The 18,806-nt window shown below is 67.4% G+C and carries 14 protein-coding genes and 1 tRNA gene; 9 read left to right on the top strand and 6 right to left on the bottom strand.

Annotated features, from left to right (window positions below; translation table 11 throughout):
* The first annotated feature begins 224 nt into the window (after window positions 1-224).
* The 6 genes from ilvD to HLH34_RS13860 all read left to right on the top strand — a co-directional run bounded on the left by ilvD (window position 225) and on the right by HLH34_RS13860 (window position 11,520).
* Window positions 225-2,084 carry a dihydroxy-acid dehydratase gene (ilvD, locus tag HLH34_RS13885; protein WP_183120200.1) on the top strand — a complete coding sequence of 620 codons (1,860 nt, stop codon included), beginning with the start codon at window positions 225-227 and terminating at the stop codon, window positions 2,082-2,084.
* Between the two features lie 702 nt (window positions 2,085-2,786).
* Window positions 2,787-5,960, top strand: a complete 3,174-nt coding sequence (locus tag HLH34_RS13880; RefSeq protein ID WP_183120170.1) for an efflux RND transporter permease subunit — start codon at window positions 2,787-2,789, stop codon at window positions 5,958-5,960.
* Window positions 5,960-7,141 (top strand): efflux RND transporter periplasmic adaptor subunit, encoded by a 1,182-nt coding sequence (locus HLH34_RS13875; protein WP_183120169.1) that lies wholly within the window; start codon window positions 5,960-5,962, stop codon window positions 7,139-7,141. Before HLH34_RS13880 ends, HLH34_RS13875 begins: the two co-directional genes overlap by 1 nt.
* Window positions 7,138-8,727, top strand: a complete 1,590-nt coding sequence (locus HLH34_RS13870) for an efflux transporter outer membrane subunit (RefSeq protein WP_183120168.1) — start codon at window positions 7,138-7,140, stop codon at window positions 8,725-8,727. The genes HLH34_RS13875 and HLH34_RS13870 overlap by 4 nt, the downstream gene beginning before the upstream one ends.
* 212 nt (window positions 8,728-8,939) lie before the next feature.
* The gene (locus tag HLH34_RS13865; RefSeq protein WP_244959959.1) at window positions 8,940-9,812 is read left to right on the top strand and encodes an alpha/beta hydrolase; all 873 of its coding nucleotides are present in this window, start codon (window positions 8,940-8,942) and stop codon (window positions 9,810-9,812) included.
* Window positions 9,813-10,017: 205 nt separating this feature from the next.
* Window positions 10,018-11,520 (top strand): amidase, encoded by a 1,503-nt coding sequence (locus HLH34_RS13860; protein ID WP_342354512.1) that lies wholly within the window; start codon window positions 10,018-10,020, stop codon window positions 11,518-11,520.
* 64 nt (window positions 11,521-11,584) lie between these two features.
* On the opposite strand, the gene HLH34_RS13855 is transcribed toward HLH34_RS13860, so the two are convergent.
* Window positions 11,585-12,022 (bottom strand): HAD family hydrolase, encoded by a 438-nt coding sequence (locus HLH34_RS13855; protein WP_264784368.1) that lies wholly within the window; start codon window positions 12,020-12,022, stop codon window positions 11,585-11,587.
* Window positions 12,023-12,245: 223 nt separating this feature from the next.
* Here HLH34_RS13855 and HLH34_RS13850 point away from each other — a divergent pair, with 223 nt between their 5' ends.
* Complete coding sequence (locus HLH34_RS13850; protein ID WP_183120165.1) at window positions 12,246-14,357, top strand: phosphocholine-specific phospholipase C; 2,112 nt, start codon at window positions 12,246-12,248, stop codon at window positions 14,355-14,357.
* A gap of 51 nt (window positions 14,358-14,408) precedes the next feature.
* Here HLH34_RS13850 and HLH34_RS13845 read toward each other — a convergent pair whose 3' ends face one another.
* The 4 genes from HLH34_RS13845 to HLH34_RS13830 are packed head-to-tail and all read right to left on the bottom strand — an operon-like array spanning window position 14,409 to window position 16,646.
* A complete protein-coding gene (locus tag HLH34_RS13845; protein WP_183120164.1) occupies window positions 14,409-14,879 on the bottom strand; it encodes an OsmC family protein in 471 nt (156 codons plus the stop codon).
* 29 nt (window positions 14,880-14,908) lie between these two features.
* Window positions 14,909-15,310, bottom strand: coding sequence for a VOC family protein (locus HLH34_RS13840; RefSeq protein WP_183120163.1), 402 nt, complete (start codon window positions 15,308-15,310; stop codon window positions 14,909-14,911).
* A gap of 39 nt (window positions 15,311-15,349) precedes the next feature.
* On the bottom strand, window positions 15,350-15,745 hold the full coding sequence (locus HLH34_RS13835; RefSeq protein WP_183120162.1) for a GFA family protein: 396 nt from the start codon (window positions 15,743-15,745) through the stop codon (window positions 15,350-15,352).
* 46 nt (window positions 15,746-15,791) lie between these two features.
* Window positions 15,792-16,646: a TrmH family RNA methyltransferase gene (locus tag HLH34_RS13830; RefSeq protein WP_183120161.1), complete on the bottom strand. Its 855-nt coding sequence runs from the start codon at window positions 16,644-16,646 to the stop codon at window positions 15,792-15,794.
* A gap of 103 nt (window positions 16,647-16,749) precedes the next feature.
* On the opposite strand from HLH34_RS13830, the gene HLH34_RS13825 reads away from it, so the two are divergent.
* Both HLH34_RS13825 and HLH34_RS13820 read left to right on the top strand, forming a co-directional pair.
* Window positions 16,750-16,835: transfer RNA gene (locus HLH34_RS13825), tRNA-Tyr, on the top strand.
* 366 nt (window positions 16,836-17,201) lie between these two features.
* The gene (locus tag HLH34_RS13820) at window positions 17,202-17,945 is read left to right on the top strand and encodes a TerC family protein (RefSeq protein WP_183120160.1); all 744 of its coding nucleotides are present in this window, start codon (window positions 17,202-17,204) and stop codon (window positions 17,943-17,945) included.
* Between the two features lie 13 nt (window positions 17,946-17,958).
* Here the strand turns inward: HLH34_RS13820 and HLH34_RS13815 are convergent, their stop codons facing one another.
* Window positions 17,959-18,732 (bottom strand): VOC family protein, encoded by a 774-nt coding sequence (locus tag HLH34_RS13815; protein WP_183120159.1) that lies wholly within the window; start codon window positions 18,730-18,732, stop codon window positions 17,959-17,961.
* Between the last annotated feature and the right edge of the window lie 74 nt (window positions 18,733-18,806).

The following is an 18,806-nucleotide window of genomic DNA, read 5'->3' as shown; positions in this document are numbered from 1 at the left end:
GCGGCCCTTGGCGGGTTTCAGGGCAGCGCCCTGAGGCACATTCATAACGCGAACCGACCCAACCCGTCCGCTCCGGCGGTGCGGGTTGTGGCTTCACGCGGGCGGCAGCCGTCCCATATAAGGGGCGGCACAAGGCGGGCAGGGGGCGTCAGGGCTGGATTTGCGGCCGTTGCTCCTGTATCCGCCCTGCTCTGGACCGCCGCATGCACCGAAAGGCACCCCTGATGGCCGGCTATCGTTCCCGCACCACGACGCATGGTCGCAACATGGCCGGCGCCCGCAGCCTGTGGCGCGCCACGGGCATGCAGGACTCCGATTTCGGCAAGCCGATCATCGCCGTCGCCAATTCCTTCACCCAGTTCGTGCCGGGGCATGTCCACCTGAAGGATCTGGGCCAGCTGGTGGCCGGCGCGGTGGCCGAGGCCGGGGGCGTCGCGCGCGAATTCAACACCATCGCGGTCGATGACGGCATCGCCATGGGCCATGGCGGCATGCTCTACAGCCTGCCGTCGCGCGAACTGATCGCCGACGCCGTGGAATACATGGTCAACGCGCACTGCGCCGATGCGCTGGTGTGCATCAGCAATTGCGACAAGATCACGCCGGGCATGCTGATGGCGGCGATGCGGCTGAACATCCCCGCCATCTTCGTCTCGGGCGGGCCGATGGAGGCCGGGCGCATCACCCAGGACGGGGTGGAGCGCCAGGTCGACCTGATCACCTCGATGGTCTCGGCCGCCGATCCCCGCGTCAGCGACGCCGAGTCGCAGACGATCGAGCGTTCGGCCTGCCCCACCTGCGGGTCGTGCTCGGGCATGTTCACCGCCAATTCGATGAACTGCCTGACCGAGGCCCTGGGCCTGGCCCTGCCGGGCAACGGCAGTCTGGTCGCCACCCATGCAGACCGGCGCGACCTGTTCCTGGAAGCCGGCCGGCGGATCGTCGATTTGGCCCGCCGCTGGTACGAGCAGGAGGATGCGACTGCCCTGCCGCGCGGCATCGCGACGATGCAGGCGTTCGAAAACGCGATGTCGGTCGACATCGCCATGGGCGGGTCGACCAACACGGTGCTGCATCTGCTGGCCGCGGCGCATGAGGGCGAGGTCCCCTTCACCATGGCCGACATCGACCGCCTGTCGCGCAAGGTGCCGCATCTGTGCAAGGTCGCGCCCTCCAAGGCCGACGTGCATATGGAAGACATCCACCGTGCCGGCGGCATCCCCGCCATCATGGGCGAACTGGACCGGCTGGGCCTGCTGCACCGCGAGGTGCCGGTGGTCCACGCCCCGTCCCTGGCCCAGGCGCTGGAACGCTGGGACGTGGCGGCGCCGGACGCCCCGGCCGAAGCCGCCACCCTGTTCCGCGCCGCCCCGGGCGGGGTGCGCACCACCCAGGCGTTCTCGCAGGCCAGCCGGTACCGCGAACTGGACCTGAACCGCGCCACGGGGGCCATCCACGACGGCGCGCATGCCTTCAGCCAGGATGGCGGGCTGGCGGTGCTGTACGGCAACATCGCCGAAGACGGGGCCATCGTGAAGACGGCGGGCGTGGCCGCCGGGCTGCTGACCTTCTCCGGCCCCGCGCGGATCTTCGAAAGCCAGGACGCGGCGGTGTCGGCCATCCTGGCCGGCCGCATCGTGGCGGGCGACGTCGTCGTCATCCGCTACGAGGGGCCGAAGGGCGGGCCGGGCATGCAGGAAATGCTGTATCCGACCAGCTACCTGAAATCGAAGGGCCTGGCCGAGAAATGCGCCCTGATCACCGACGGCCGCTTCTCGGGCGGCAGCGCCGGCCTGTCGATCGGCCATATCTCGCCCGAGGCCGCCGAGGGCGGGGCCATCGGCCTGCTGGAGGATGGCGATATCATCCAGATCGACATCCCCAACCGCATCCTGCGTACCGCGCTGCCCGACGCCGAACTGTCCGCCCGCCGCACCCGGATGGAGGACAAGGGCGATGCCGCCTGGCTGCCCGAGCGCGACCGCGTCGTCTCCGTCGCCCTGCAGGCCTATGCCGCGCTGACCACCAGCGCCGCGCGCGGCGCCGTGCGCGACGTCGCGCAACTGAAGCGCCGCGGGCGCTGATCGCGGCAGGGTTCAGGGCGCTGCCCTGAACCCCGGACGTCGGGAATCGAATGGGATGCAAGGGCCGAGGCCCTTGCCCGGTTCGGCGGAGCCCGACCTCCCTTTTCCCACACCACCTGTCCCTGATCGGGCGCCCCCATGATCGGGGCCCAGGGCCTCAGGCCCTGATGGGTCCGGGCAACGCCCGGCTTGCCTGTTCCATCCGGACATGTAACGATTCGTTTCGGTGTCGAACATGGCAGGCACGGCGGCCCGCAGGCGACCGGGCGCGTCCGTAAACTCCTGTAACAAGTCGGACAATGAACGGCACTTCATGAAAGATGTTTTTCCTACATGAACATCTTTTCATACATATTTTGAAACACTCCTATGTATAGGCTTTGGGCTGAGACAGCGTGCCCCGGCAGGGGCGCGTCCACCGACACCGGAGGCCAATTATGACAGATCCAGATTTCAGCGACTGATATCGCGACATCCGTCCGGTCGCCCTCTGTCCGCCATCCCGTCCTGCCGGGGTCGGCGTGCGACGGCGTGTGGCCGGGACGGGTGCGGGTGCAGCCCCTGTCGGGGCATCGCCGCGCCGCCACCATTTCATGACAGGACCGCAGGTCCGGCCATCCCCGCCCCCGGGGGTGAATGCTGGTGCGCGCCTACGGTCCAGGCCCCCGCCGAGAACGTCCTGAACAGGGGAAAAGGTCGCATATGAATGCAATAGTCGTGACGGCCCTGCGACGGCCGTACACATTTATCGTCTTGTCCATCCTCATCCTCTTGTTCGGCGTCATGTCCGCCTTCAAGACGCCGACGGACGTGTTTCCCAACATCAAGATCCCGGCGATCGCCGTGGTGTGGACCTACGGCGGTCTGCTGCCCGACGAAGTCGCCGGTCGCGTCATGTACAATTACGAACAGGGCGTGACCTCGACCGTCGAGGGCATCGAGCATATGGAGTCCGATTCCTATTACGGACGCGGCATCGTGAAGATCTTCTTCCAGCCGGGAACGGATATCGGGTCGGCCGAAGCGGACGTCACCGCGATTTCGCAGACGGTGCTGATGCAGCTGCCGGAAAAGATTCCGGCGCCGATGATCATGAAGCTGGAGGCGTCGTCGGTACCCGTCATCACGCTGGAACTGACATCCCCCACCATGACGCCGTCCGACCTGTTCAAGCTGGCGCAGATCCGCGTGCGCACGCTGCTGGTGACGGTGCCGGGCGCCATCGTGCCCCATCCGTATGGCGGCATGGACGCGTTCGTGATGTTCGCGCTGGACCAGAAGCAGCTTCAGGCCCACCACCTGTCGGCGATGGATGTGCAGAACGTCCTGGACAAGCAGAACATCGTCCGCCCGGCCGGCGACCAGAAAATCGGCGCCACGGACTGGATGGTGGCGACCAACTCGCAGCCGCGCACGATGGACGAACTGGGCAATATCCCCATCAAGCGCGTGGGCAACTCGGTCGTCTACATGCATGACCTTGGCTCGGTGTATCGCGGCGGCCATCCGCAGACCAACCTGGTGCTGGTCAAGGGCCGGCAGGCCGTGGTCATGGTGGTGATGAAAAGCGGCGAGGCCTCGACGCTGGACGTGGTCAACGGCGTCAAGGCGCTGATGCCCCGCCTGGAGCAGGTCATCCCGGCATCGGCCCATATCTCGATCCTGAACGATGCTTCGGGCTTCGTGAAAGATTCGATCAAGGACGTGGTGCGTGAAATGATCACGGCGGCGGCCCTGACCGGCCTGGTGGTGCTGCTGTTCCTGGGGTCGTGGCGCTCGACGATCATCATCGCGACGTCCATCCCGCTGGCGATCCTGTGCGCGGTCATCGGGCTGGGCTGGGCGGGGCAGACGATCAACGTCATGACCCTGGGCGGCCTGGCGCTGGCGGTCGGCATCCTGGTCGACGACGCCACCGTCATGATCGAGAACATCGACACCCATCTGGAAATGGGCAAGGAGCTGGAGGTCGCGATCATCGATGCGGCCAACCAGATCGTGACGGCGACCTTCGTCTCCACCACCTGCATCTGCATCGTCTGGCTGCCGCTGTTCGAACTGGGCGGCGTCGCCGGCTGGCTGTTCATGCCGATGGCCGAGGCGATCATCTTCGCCATGATCGCGTCCTTCATCCTGTCGCGCACCCTGGTGCCGACCATGGCGAAGTTCCTGCTGGCGGGGCAGACCCACGGCGCCCACGGCCACGATACGCATGGCGACGAACTGAAGGGCGGCAACGTCTTCTCGCGCTTCCAGCGCGGGTTCGAGCGCCGCTTCACGAATTTCCGCGAATCCTATGGCGCGTTCCTGCAACGCTCCATCCAGAACCGTGGGCGGTTCGTGTCGGTCTTCCTGGGGCTGTCGGTGCTGTCGATGGGCCTGTACATGGTGGCGGGCCGCGACTTCTTCCCCGAAATCAAGTCTGACCAGTTGCAGATGCACATGCGCGCGCCGCTGGGCACCCGCATCGAGGTCGCGGGCCGGATCGCGACGCTGGTCAGCGACCGCATCCATGAACTGCTGCCCGGCAAGGTCGATGACGTTGTCAGCAACTGCGGCCTGGCCGAGGCGCCGCACAACCAGGCCTTCATTCCCACGCCCACCATCGGTACGCAGGATTGCGACCTGACGATCACGCTGACCGAGGCGGAAGCGCCGGTATGGGACTACCGCGCCGTGCTGCGCCGCGGCCTGTCCGCCAGCTTCCCCGGCACGGTCTTCACCTTCCAGCCGGCCGACCTGACGGCGAAGATCCTCAATTTCGGATCGCCCTCGCCGATCGACATCAAGGTGACGGGTCCGGAACTGGCCAAGAGCTATCAATACGCCGTCGAACTGACCAACAAGCTGCGCCTGGTGCCCGGCGCCGCCGACGTGTCGCTGCAGCAGACGATGAAGACGCCGACCCTGTTCGTGAAGGGTGACCGCACGTTCAGCCAGGCAACCGGCATCAGCGCCGCCGATCTGGCCGACAACGAGCTGATGACCCTGTCGGGCAGTTCGACCGTCGATCCGCAATATTGGTACGACCCGGCCTGGGGGGTGACCTTCCTGCTGAACACCTATGTCACGCAGAACCAGCTGACGCACTTCAACGACCTGCTGTCGATCCCGGTCGACAAGGGTGATGGCGACCCCTCCGGCCACGACATGCAGCTGCTGGGCGCCGTCAGCACCATCCGCGCCGTCGGCACGCCGGGCCAGGTCTCGCACTACAACTCGATGCCCGCGTTCGACATCTATGTCTCGGCCGAGGGCACCGACCTGGGGACCGTGCTGTCGGGCGTGAACAAGGTGATCGCGCAGACGGCCGCCGACGTGCCGCGCGGCGCCGCGGTGGATGTCGAAGGCCAGGCGACCACGATGCGCAGCGCCTATTTCCAGCTGATCGGCGGCCTGGCGGTCTCGATTGTGCTGATCTACCTGCTGATCGTCGTGAACTTCCAGTCCTGGCTTGACCCGTTCATCATCATCTCGGCCCTGCCGGGGGCGCTGGCGGGCATCGCGTGGAGCCTGTTCCTGACGCACACCCACCTGTCGGTCCCGGCATTGACCGGCGCCATCATGTGCATGGGCACGGCGACCGCGAACTCGATCCTGGTCGTCTCCTATGCCCGCGAACGGCTGGAGATCCACGGCGACGCGCTGAAGGCGGCGCTGGAGGCCGGGTACGGCCGTATCCGTCCGGTGCTGATGACCGCCGCCGCGATGATCGTGGGCATGGTCCCGATGTCGATCAGCAATTCGCAGAACGCGCCGCTGGGCAAGGCGGTGATCGGCGGCCTGATCGTGGCCACCATTTCCACCCTGCTGTTCGTCCCTTGTGTTTACGCAATCATCTACAACCGCCCGTCCCGCCGGAAGGAGACCGTCTGATGGCTTCCCTGTCACGCACTACTGTTCTGGCGGCGGGGGCCTGTGTCCTGGCCCTGCTGGTCGGCTACCAGGTCTTCGACCGGGTGCATGCGGCAAGCGCCCTGAGTGCCGAGACCATCCGCGACGCGCTGCCCGACGTCGCCGTCATCGCGGCCAAGCCCGCGCCCAAGACGGTGACGCTGACGCTGCCGGGCAATATCGACGCCTGGTACCAGGCGCCGCTGTTCCCGCAGGCCTCGGGTTACGTGCAGATGTGGTACAAGGATTACGGCGCCGAGGTGAAGACCGGTGACATCCTGGCCGAGATCAACGCCCCCAGCCTGGACGCCCAATACGCCCAGGCCAAGGCCGACCTGGCGGAAGCGCAGGCCAAGTACAACCTGGCCGTGGTCAGCGCCAGTCGCTGGCACGCCATGGCGAAGTCGCAGGCGGTGTCGGGCCAGTCGGTCTCGGTCGCCGACGCGAACGAGAAGGCGGGCCTGGCCAGCATGCAGGCGGCCGAGCACAAGGTCGACCAGTTCGCGGCGCTGGAGCGGTTCAAGACCATCGTCGCCCCCTTCGACGGCGTGGTGACGTCGCGCGACATCAATGTCGGCGACTATGTCAGCGGCGGCGCCGGCGAACATGCTTCGAACGGCGAGGCCAGCCAGCTCTTCACCGTGTCGGACATGCACAAGATGCGCCTGTTCGTGTCGGTGCCCGAAGTGTTCTCGTATATCCTCAAGCCCGGCATGACGGCCGAGGTCAGCGTGCCGCAGTTCCCCGACCGCACGTTCAAGGCGGACTTCCTGACCATCGCGCGGGGATACGACCCGAACACCCGCACGGCGATCACGGAATTCACCATCGACAACGACAGGCATGAGCTGTGGCCGGGCACGTTCGCCTCGGTCAAGCTGACCGCGGCTTCGACGCCCGGCGTGTTCGAGATCCCGACCGCCGCCCTGGTGTTCGAGGAAAAGGGCATGCAGGTCGCGGTGCTGGATGCCAACGATGTCGTGCATTACCGCAATATCGAGGTGGGGCGCATGGCCGATGGCGAGACCGATGTGACGGCCGGCGTGTCGCCCACCGACCGGATCATCAACAATCCGCCGGCCGACCTGCTGGAAGGACAGAAGGTGCATGTCGTCCAGCCGGCCAAGGGTTATGACGAATCCAGCGAGGAAATCGAGGGATGATCATGCGGTCACTGCGCCGGACCATGGTGTCCGGCGGGGCGATGCTGTCGTTGGCGACGCTGTCCGCCTGCGACCTGGCGCCCACCTACCATCCCCCGACCTATGTCGTGCCCGCCACCTGGCATGGGCAGGCGCCGTTCGCCACCGCCACGCCAGCGGACACCCAGTTGCCGTCAAACTGGTGGACGGCGCTGCATGATCCGCAACTGGACGCGCTGGAAGACAAGGCGATGGCCGCGAACGCGGACCTGCAGGCCGCGGCCGAACGCTTCGTCCAGGCGCGCGCCATGGTCATGCAGGCCCGCGCCGACCTGCTGCCGCATTTCGGCCTGGCCTTCGGCGCGTCCGACAACAAGCAGTCGGCCGACCGGCTGTTCCGCTACAAGGGCGCGCTGACCCAGACCGACGAGTTCTACGGCGGCCTGGCGTCGTGGGAGCCCGATTTCTGGTCCGAAATCCGCAACCAGGTGCGCATGGCGAAATATTCCGCCCAGCAGAAGGCGGCGGATTTCGCGGCGGCGCGGCTGAGCCTGCAGGCGGAACTGGCCGACGACTACGTGGCGCTGCGCGGCTATGACGCGCAGGACGCGATCTATCGCAAATCCATCGCCTACTACCAGCAGGCGGTGTCGGTCACCCAGACGCAGCTGACCAACCAGGCGGCGCCCCGCCTGGACCTGGCCCGCGCGCAGAACCGGCTGTACGTCACGCAGGCGGCGGAACTGGACATCCTGGCCCAGCGCGAGGTGACCGAACATGCGATCGCCATCCTGACGAACAGCGCGCCGTCCGGCTTCCATATCGCGCCGGTCGATGTGCTGCATTTCACACGGGCTACCATTCCCGTGGGCGTGCCGTCCGACCTGCTGCAACGCCGCCCGGACGTCGCGTCGGCGGAACGGCAGATGGCGCAGGCCAACCGGGCGATCGGCGTGTCGCGCGCGGCGTTCTATCCGCATATTTCGCTCAACGCGAACGGCGGGTTCGACGCCAACGGCTTCGACCTGGCCAATCTGGCGAACAGCATGTGGTCGTACGGCGCATCGGCCTCGATGCCGATCTTCGAGGGCGGGCTGCGCCGCGCCGCGCTGCAGGCTTCGTGGGCCAGCTATCGCGAGACGCGCGATCATTATCGTTCCTCGGTCCTCTCGGCGTTTCGCGAGGTCGAGGACGGGCTGTCGCGCACCGACCGGCTGTGGGCGGAAAACGACCGCCTGAAGGCGGCGGTGTCGGCCGCGCTGGATATGCAGAACATGACGATGACGCTGTACAAGGGCGGCCTGTCGGCCTATCTGGACGCGATCATCGCGCAGGAAGCGGCGCTGGACGCGCAGATTTCGCAGGTGCAGGTCGCCACCCGCTATTTCCAGGCCGAAGTGGGCCTGATCCGCGCGCTGGGCGGCGGCTGGAACGACCGGCTGCTGCCCACGCCCGACCAGACGATGACGTTCTCGGTCCTGCAATATGACGGGCTGCACCACCCCGCGCCGGCCGGCGGAATCGCCCCCCCGGCGGACGAAACCCCGTATGACGACCTGACGGGGGCGACGACGTTGCGCACGGGCACGGTCCGGGTAGGACAGTGACCGTGGAGAACTGACGCCGGCATGAAGCCCGGGACCATCTGGTCCCGGGCTTTTTTGTGTCGAACAGGGGGGTGTGAATGGGCCGGGTCGTCTGATTCCCAAGGCGTGAATTATGTGATTCAAAATGAGGACGAGCGGGAAGCCCGGGCTTCATGGTGATAACCGCGGGCCGAGGTGCCGACGCTTTGGGATGGGGTGTATTGATGCGACGGATGCTTTTTCCACTTCTTCTCGCGATGCCTGCCATAGCGCTGGCCGGCCCCCCGCCGGCGGCCGTGACCACCGATCCGCCCGTCGATCGCGTGCACCCGTCGGCGATGGCCGCTTTCGTTATCCCCTCGGAAGAGGGCGCGCTGAACGCCGTGATGTACAGTGCGGCGGGCGCCAGGCCGCATCCGACCTTGCTGCTGCTCCACGGCTTTCCCGGCAACGAACAGAATCTCGATCTGGCCCAGGTCGCGCGTCGTGCGGGGTGGAATGTCCTCACATTCCATTATCGCGGGTCCTGGGGCAGCCCCGGTCGCTTTTCGTTCGCCCACTGCGTGCAGGATGCCGCCACTGCGCTGGCTTACCTGCGCAAGCCCCAGGTGATCGCACGGTTCGACATCGATCCGTCCCGCATTGCCGTCGCCGGACACAGTCTTGGCGGCATCGTGGCCGCGCGGGTCGCAGCGGACGACCCGCGTGTCGTCGGTACTTTCCTGATCGACCCGGCCGACTTCGCCGCGATCGGCCGCAGCTTCGTCGATCCCGAAAAGCGTGAAGCATTCCTGGTCGATGAGGTGCGTGGGGACATGCCGCCGCTGGCCGGCACCAGCGAGGAGCGAATCATGGCCGAGGTGACGCATGCCGGTTCTGCGCTGGATCTGGTCGCCACGATGCCTGCCCTGTCCGGGCGCCCCCTGGCACTGATCGGTACAACGCGTGGTATCGGCTTCATGGCCGAAGCCGCCGCCCGGGCCGCGCGCAAGGCAGGCGCCAAAAATCTCGATGCCGAGACCTTGGATACCGATCATAGTTTTTCCGACGCCAGAATCGCCCTGGCCAGCCGGCTGGTGACCTGGCTGGGACAATTCCAGCACTGATTCCGTGTGGCGGGATTCTTCGTTCTTTTTTGAAGAAAGAACCAAAAAACTTTTGGACGTTCAGGGAGCCATGTGCCGGGTCATGCGAAGGCTCATAACGAATCAAAGTCTTTTTGCTTCTTTTTCTTCAGAAAAAGAAGGCATCGGTCAGCCGGCCCGGAGGGGATGGCGAGGCGCGGCATGGGCGGCACTGCTGGGGGCGTGCGTGCCTGCGGCGTCGCAGGCCGCGTCGCCCCAGGCCGGGCCGGACAGCGCCACCGCCCTGGTGGCGGCGATGCAGGCCGGGCGGCTGGCGCCCGACAGCCTGATGCGGCGCTATCGCGCGCGCATCGCGCGGGTCGATGCCGGGCCGGACGGGCTGCATGCCATCCTGGCGCTGAACCCGGACGCGGTGGCGCAGGCCGCCGCCCTGGCACGGATGCGGCGGGTGCGCGGCCCGCTGTATGGCCTGCCGATCGTGGTGAAGGACAATATCGAAACGCGCGACCCGCTGCCCACCACGGCGGGGTCGCTGGCGTTGCTGGGCAATGTCACGCATCGCGACGCGCCGGTCATCGCGCGGCTGCGCGCGGCGGGGGCCGTCGTGCTGGGCAAGGGCAATCTGTCGGAATGGGCCAATTTCCGTTCGGCCCACGCCAGCAGCGGATGGAGCGCCGTGGGCGGCCTGACGCGCAATCCGTACGATCGCGCGCGGACGGCCTGCGGCTCCAGCGCCGGCAGCGCCGTTGCCGTGGCGGCCGGTCTGGCCGCAGCGGCCATCGGGACCGAGACGAACGGGTCGGTCACCTGCCCGGCGGCCGTCAACGGCATCGTCGGGCTGAAGCCGACGGTGGGGCTGGTGTCGCGTACCTTCGTAGTGCCGATTTCGGCCAGTCAGGATACGCCCGGTCCGATGACGCGCACCGTGCGCGACGCGGCGCTGCTGCTGGGGGTCATGGCCGGGTCCGACCCCGCCGACCCCGCGACGGCGCAGGCCGACCGCCATCGCGCCGATTACCTGGCGGGTCTGACGCCCGATGCCCTGCGCGGGCGGCGCATCGGGGTGCTGCGCTTCGCCCAGGGTAAAAATCCCGACCTGCGCACGGTGTTCGACGCCGCCCTGGCGCGGCTGCGCGCGCAGGGCGCGACCCTGGTCGAAATCGACGCATTCGACAGCAAACGTCTGGGCGACGCCGAATTGACGGTCCTGCTGTCCGAATTTCGCGCCGGGCTGAATGCCTATCTGGCGCAGACCCCGCCGGCGGTGAAGGCCCGGGACCTGGCGGCCCTGATCGCGTTCGATGCCCAACAGACCGATCGTGAAATGCCGTCGTTTGGTCAGGATTTATTCGAAAGTGCGGACAAGGCGCCCGCCCTGTCCGATCCGGCCTACCTGACGGCGCGGGCCACCGCGCGGCGGCTTGCCGGGGCAGGGGGCATCGACGCCATGCTGGCGCATGACCGGCTGGACGCCCTGGTGGCGCCCACGACGGGTCCAGCCTGGCTGACCGATCTGGTGCTGGGCGACCGGCCGGGTGACGGGACGGGCGCGGGGACGCTGGCGGCGGTGGCCGGCTACCCGCATCTCAGCGTGCCGATGGGCCGGGTGCGGGGGCTGCCGGTCGGGTTGTCCTTTATCGGCACGGCCTGGTCGGAACCGGCGCTGCTGGCGATGGGGTATGCCTATGAACAGGCGGGGCCTGCGGCAGAGTTCAGGGCGCTGCCCTGAAACCCGCCAGAGGGCATTACCTTTTGGAAACCCGGTCGTCTTATGATCGGGCTTCCGACCTCTTTCACGCCGCACCGGTTTCCGCCCGATGGGCGGTCACCAGGTCGGCCAGCGAATCGAAGCGGAAATTGACGTTGGGCATCGCGCCCGGCTCCATCGTCGCGCCCAGGCCCGGCCGGGCGTACCGGCGCGCGATCCAGCACGACGCCAGGCCGAAGGCGTTGGCGGGCACATGGTCGTGGAACAGGCTTTCCGCCGTATGCAGCACGTCGCGCGCCGACAGGCCCAGATCGTGCAGATGTTCCAGCATGTATTCGAAATTTCGGTGCGATGGCTTGTACGATCCGATGTCCTCGGCCGTGTACACGGCATCGAAGGCGACCTGCAGCCGCGCGTTGGTGGCGGCGAAGGACGCCATGTCGACATTCGACAGGACCACCAGGCGGAAATGCCGTTTCAGATAGGCCAGGGCGGCGACCGTATCGGGGAAGGCCGGCCCCACATCTGAAGCGCAGGAAAATATTACATCCGACTAATGTTTCAATGAAGATTTCAAAAAATCTGTCCAGTCGGCCCGTTTGGTTATTCAAACATCGGCACAGGGGTGTTAACCAGGACGAAAATATGCCCCGTCGCGCGATGCGATGCGATGCGATGCGATGCGACACTTGCCGGAATGTCCTCTTGCACGCGCAGGATGATCAGAACCCGTAAGAGGAATTCGGATGTTCCGTTCCAACCGACGCGATTTTCTGCAAATGGGGGCCATGTCCGCCGGCCTGTTTCCCGCGGCCATCCGCCGGGCGATGGCCCTGCCCGCCCACCGCCGCGCCGGCACGATCGAAGACGTGCAGCACATCGTGGTCTTCATGCAGGAAAACCGTTCGTTCGATCATTACTTCGGTCACATGTCCGGCGTGCGCGGCGTGAACGACCGCTTCCCGGTGCTGCGGGCCGACGGGGTGCCGATGTGGCGCCAGGCCCGGGGCAAGGGCGAGGCGGGCGAGATCGTGCCCTTCCGCCTGAATACGAAAAGCAGCGGCGCCGAATGCGTGATGGACCTCGACCATAGCTGGGACCCCACGCACGCCGCCATCAATGCCGGCCGCAACGATCAGTGGCCGAAGCACAAGACCGACATGACGATGGGATATTACACCCGCCAGGATCTTCCCTTCCACTACGCCCTGGCCGACGCCTTCACGGTCTGCGACCATTATTTCTGTTCCACCCCGTGCCAGACCCATCCCAACCGGTTCTACCTGATGACGGGGACGGTCGACCCCACCGGCGTGGGCGGGGGGCCGATCCTGGACAATATCGATTGGGTGGATCGCAAGTTCTACAAGACGGTGCCCCCTCCGTTCACCTGGACCACCTTCCCCGAACGGCTGGAACAGGCCGGCGTGTCCTGGCAGGTCTATCAGGAAGGGCTGGAGGTGACCGATCTGCTCAATGGAAATTTCGGCACCAACGTGCTGATGAATTTCCGGAATTTCGTGACCGCGCCGGAAGGCTCGGCACTCCGTCGCCGCGCGATGACCAGGCGTACGCTCGACGACCTGAAAGCCGACGTGACGGCGGACAGGCTGCCCAGCGTCTCGTGGCTGCTGCCGCCGGCGGTGTTTTCGGAACATCCGCGCTGGAGCCCCGGTTATGGCGCGGTCTATATCTCGCGCGTCCTCGATGCCCTGACGTCGAATCCCGACGTGTGGGCACGGACCGTCTTCCTTGTCATGTATGACGAGAACGACGGCTATTTCGATCATGTGCCCCCGCCGCAGCCGCCTACTCCGGCCCTTCCCGGCAAGAGCACCGTGCATGCGGCCGGCGAGATTCACGACCGCGTGCCGGACCTGAACACCGGGCGCTACACGGCGGACAATCTGCCCTATGGGCTAGGGCCGCGCGTGCCGATGATGGCCATTTCGCCCTGGAGCACCGGTGGATATGTCTGTTCGGAAGTCTTCGACCACACGTCCGTCATCCGTTTCATCGAACGGCGGTTCGGCGTGAACGAACCCAACATCACGCCATGGCGGCGGGCGGTCTGCGGCGACCTGACGTCGGCGTTCGATTTTTCGCTACCGGTGCACAGGCGCGCGGACCTGCCCGATACGTCGGGCTATCGTGCGGCGGTGGATGCGTCCTGCCATCTGCCCGATCCGGCCATTTCCCCCACCAGCCGGTTCGCCGATATCGGCCGGCAGGAGGAGGGCACGCGCCCCGCGCGGCCGCTGCCCTACGATCTGGCGGTGGAGGAAAGCACGGGCGCCAATGGCGCGCTGGCCTTGCGCTTCGTCAATACCGGCCAGGCGGCGGCCTGCCTGTATGTCTATCGCGAACTGTCGGACGAGACCCCGCGCCGCTATACCGTCGAGCCGGGCAGGAATCTGGACGATATATGGTTGCCGGACGGCGAGGCGCCCCTGATCCTGACGGTGATGGGGCCCAACGGGTTCATTCGTCGCTATCACCGCGAGGGCCGGCCCGATGTCGGTACGGCGGGCGTCATCGCCTCGGTCCGGCATGACGGCGCACGGGATGTGCTGCATCTGGCGCTGAAATCCGATGGCGACGCCGTGCATGTCGTGGTGCGGGACAACGCCTACGGGCGGACGGAGATGGCGATCGACGTGCCGGCGCATGAAACCGTGGACCGTCGCATCGCCCTGTCGGCCAGCGCGAACTGGTACGATTTCACGGTGCTGACCGAAGGCGGCCGCAACACCACGCGCTTTGCCGGCCACGTCGAAAATGGACGCACCAGCACGACGGATCCGGCCATGCACGCGCCGGTGCTCGATCCGCCGTTGCGGGAGTACAGCCCGGCCTGATCTTCGGCATTGCGCCTCTGGCCCTGCCGGGTTCGGGCGAAGCCCGACCGGCTAGGCGACCGTCGTCACCGGAGCATGGTGGACCGGAAAATTCACCGAGCGCGCGATGAAGCAGGTCTCATGCGCCACGCGATGCAGGGCCTCGGCCGCCACGATGTCCGACCCGGCGGCCAGGGTCACGCGCGGCCGCAGGGTCACGTCGGTGAATTGTCCCGCGCCGTCGTCCTGCTCGACCATCGTGCCTTCGGCCGCGTCCTCATACGCCGTGACGACGATGCCGGCCTGCGCGCACAGGCCCAGGTACCAAAGCTGATGGCAGGCCGCCAGCGCGGCCAGCAGCAGCTCCTCGGGGTTCCAGCGGGCAGGGTCGCCCCTGAAGGCCGGGTCGGACGATCCCTCGATCGACGGCTTGCCGGGGCTGGCGATGCGGTGGGACCGGTCATAGGACCGCGGGGTGGCCGTACCGTCGCCCCGGTTGCCCGTCCAAGTCACGGTCACGGCATAGCGGTGGGTCTTGTCCATCGGTGTCTCCAGTGGAGGGGCGGGGCCGCTCAGGGGCAGGGGGCGCGGCACACGACGTGCAGCTTGTTCCCGTCGGGGTCGCGCATGTAGGCCCCGAAATAATGCGGGCCGTAGTGCGGGCGCGGGCCGGGCGCGCCCGCGTCGGCGCCGCCATGTGCCAGGGCGGCATCATATGCGGCCTGCACGGCGGCATGGTCGGGCGCGGTGAAGGCGCACATCCAGCCGTTGCCGGGCGCGGGCGGCTGGCCGTCGAAGGGGCGGCCGATGAAGAAGGTGTTGTCTCCTTCCCGCCCGTCCGGCTGGCGCCACCCGGCGAAGGATCCGTCCTGGGCCGTCCAGCACCGGACGATGCCCAGCGGGGCCAGGACGGCGTCGTAGAAAATCGCCGCGTGGGTGACGTCGCGGACGCCGACGGTAACATGGCTGAACATTGCAGAGGTTTCCTTCTTCCCGGTCGTCACCTTCGCCTCTCAGGGCTCGGACGGCAGGTCCGCCACGTCGATGCACCACGCCGCCTTCGACGCGGTGAAGATCTGGCGGGCGGGCTTCGTGTCCGGCGTGCTGTCCAGCGTGCCGGCCGGGACGATCATGAACTGGCCGTTGCGGGTGACGTGCGGCACGGGCGTGCCGCACACGCGGCAGGTCGAGGCCGCGAAGCTGCGCGCCGTCGGCAGGTCCCAACGCAGGATGTCGGCCTCGCCCGCCGTCCAGGACACATCCTCCGGCCGGGCAATCAGGTTGGCGGCGAAGGATGACCCCGTGACCTTGCGGCAGCGCCCGCAATGGCACAGCACGAAATCCAGCGGCCGGCCGTCGATCCGATAGGTTACGCTGCCGCACAGGCAGCTTCCGTGCAGGGTGCTCATGTCATCCTTTCCTGGCTGACGGGCTTCGGGGCGCCGCCCTGATGGGTCAGGTCATTCCGGCGCGGGCCAGTTCGTACAGGGCGACGGCGGCGGCGTTGGAGACGTTCAGGCTTTCCATGTCGCCCGGCATGGCCAGCCCCGAGATCTCGTCGCAATGTTCGCGGGTCAGCCGGCGCAGCCCGTCGCCCTCGGCCCCCAGGACCAGCGCCACGCGCCGCTTGCCGAACGACGTGCCGTCCAGCACTCCGCCGCCGGCATCCAGCCCGACGACCCAGAACCCCCGGTCCTTCAGCGTATCCAGCGTCCGCGCCAGGTTCACCACCCTCAGTAGCGGCACGATTTCCAGCGCGCCGGACGCCGCCTTGGCCAGCGCCCCGGTTTCGTCGGGTGCGTTGCGTTCCATCACCACCACGGCGGCGGCGCGAAAGGCGGCAGCCGAGCGCAGGATGGCGCCCACATTGCGCGGGTCGGTCACCTGGTCCAGCAGCAGGATCGGCCCCGGCCGGTCGACGACGTCATCCACCGCCAGCGACGGCAGCGCGTCGGTCAGCACGGCGATGCCCTGGTGCACGGCATCGCGCCCGCACAGGGCGTCCAGTCGGGTGCGGTCGGTGCGGTGCGGCTGCATCGGCAGGGGCGCGCCCAGACGTTCGCGCAGGGCGGCCTCGCCTTCCTCGGTGGTCAGGATCTGGCGGATGCGCCGTTCGGGGTTGCCCAGCGCCGCCAGCGCCGGGTGCAGCCCGTACAGCCAGTAGGTCCCGCGCGGCGGCGTGCCACGCGGCGTCGCAGCACCGCGCTGCCGCGTGGGGCGGGCGGTGTCGGAAGGGGCCTGCGGGTCCGTCCGTCCGGACGGGCGCGGGGCGGTTCGGGCGTCGGGACGACGCGGCGGGCGATTGCGCATGGCCCGATATAGGCCGAACCGCGCCGCCCGTCACGCCGTCGTGCGCGAAGGCGGACAAGGGCATTGACACGCCGTCCGGATGGAACTAACCACCCTGTCACACGGAGGGATGCCCGAGTGGCTAAAGGGGGCGGACTGTAAATCCGCTGGCGTACGCCTACGTTGGTTCGAATCCAACTCCCTCCACCAGATCTCCAAAATTCATCAGTAAAATCAGTGCCTTGCGGGGCTTTCGCGATCGCTGTCCACGTTACGGCGCGGGTTGGACAGGCGCGTCCGCGACCGTCCCCCTCAGCACCGATAATCGGTAGTCGTGATCGGGCGGTCTTCCTGGCCCTCGCATGCATTGACCTTGCGGCCGCCGCGCCACGTCCTCATGTCCTTGTCGTTCGCACGGGACTCGCCACGGGCGAGGCAAGGAGCCGGGGTTATGGGCGGCCAGGATTTCGACGAGAGTCCGGAATACAGCGGTAAACGGGAAGGCCGGGTCGAACTTCCGATCGGGCGTCCGCCGCGCCGGAACGGGGGTCGCGATCCGGCTGGTGCGGCCTGACCATGGCGTGGCTCCTCGATCCGGACGTGTGGGCCAGCTTTGCGACGCTGGCGGCGCTGGAAATCGTGCTGGGCGTGGATAATCTGGTCTTCATCGCCCTGCAGGCCGGGCGCCTGCCCCCGGACAGGCAGGCCAGCGCCCGCAGGCTGGGGCTGGTGCTGGCACTGGCCACGCGGCTGCTGCTGCTGTGGTCCATCGTCTGGATGGTGCATCTGACGGCGCCGGTCCTGTCGGTGCTGGGGCACGGTTTCTCGTGGCGCGATTTCATCCTGATCGCCGGCGGCGGCTTCCTGCTGTACAAGGGCACGCGCGAGATTCACCTGCGCGTGGAAGGCGAGGGCGATCATGCGGCGGCCCTGCGCGGCCATCCCGGTTTCGCCTCGACCGTCGTGCAGATTTCCCTGTTCGACCTGGTGTTTTCGATCGACAGCGTGATCACGGCGGTGGGCATCGCCGAGGACATCCGGATCATGGTGGCGGCGATCGTCGTGGCCATCGTCGTGATGCTGGTGGCGTCGGGGCCGCTGACCGCGTTCATCGAACGGAACGCATCGGTGAAGATGCTGGCCCTGTCCTTCCTGCTGCTGATCGGCATGGTCCTGGTCGCGGACGGGTTCGGCTTTCATATGCCGCGCGGCTACATCTACACGGCGATGGGGTTTTCGATCATGGTCGAGAGCCTGAACCTGCTCGCCACCCGCCGCCGCCGGGCCAAGCCGGGCCGCCGGCGGGGGAACGAGCCGTAATCGGGCGCCAGGATCACCGCGTGGGCGCGACAAGGGCGAACATGCAGTCCTGCGGATCGAGGCATTGCACGATCCAGCTTCCGTCCGGCACCTGATGGGGGCCGTTGGCCACCCGGCCGCCAGCCTCGCGCACCCGGCCGATGGCCGCATCGATGCCGTCCACATTGACATAATACAGCCAGAACGGCGCGGGCATCGCCGCCGCCCGCGTCATCATGCCGCCCGCCGGCTCGCCGCCGATCGTGAAGATCTGATAAATGCCCATTTCGCCCATATCGACGGCCTCGCCCAAGGCCCAGCCGAACAGGTCGGCGTAGAAGGCGAAGGCCGATTGCCGGTCCCGGGCCAGAAGTTCGTGCCAGCCCACCGTGCCGGGCGTGCCGGGCGCCGCAGGCGGCATCGCCCCGCGGTCGCCGGCCCCGAACAGGGCGAAGACGGCGCCCTGGGGGTCGCCGACGATCGCGAAGCGCCCGACACCGGGGATGTCGCCGGCCGGGCGCAGGATGGCGCCGCCGGCATCGGCGATGCGTGCGGCGATGGCATCGACGTCGTCAACGGCGACATAGCCGATCCAGCCCGGCTGCGCGCCGGCCGTGCAATCGGCCTGGGACAGCGCCATCAGGCCGCCGATGGGCCTCTCGCCGGCGCTGAGGATCGTGTATTCCCGGTCGGGCAGCCCGGCATCCTTCATGTTCCAGCCTATGACGGCGCGGTAGAAGGCGGATGCCGCCGGGGCATCGAGGGTCGCGAGTTCGTACCAGACGAACTGGCCATGGAATGCGGACATGACGCTTTTTCCATTCCTGCGTGGTGGTCCCGATGGGACGGTTGGGACGTCTCGGCAGATCGTGGGATCGCCGC

This window comes from Gluconacetobacter azotocaptans (assembly GCF_014174355.1).
GTDB classification, from domain to species: Bacteria; Pseudomonadota; Alphaproteobacteria; order Acetobacterales; family Acetobacteraceae; genus Gluconacetobacter; species Gluconacetobacter azotocaptans.
The sequence above is the reverse complement of the archived record's forward strand: the minus strand, read 5'-3'. Positions and strand labels throughout refer to the sequence as shown.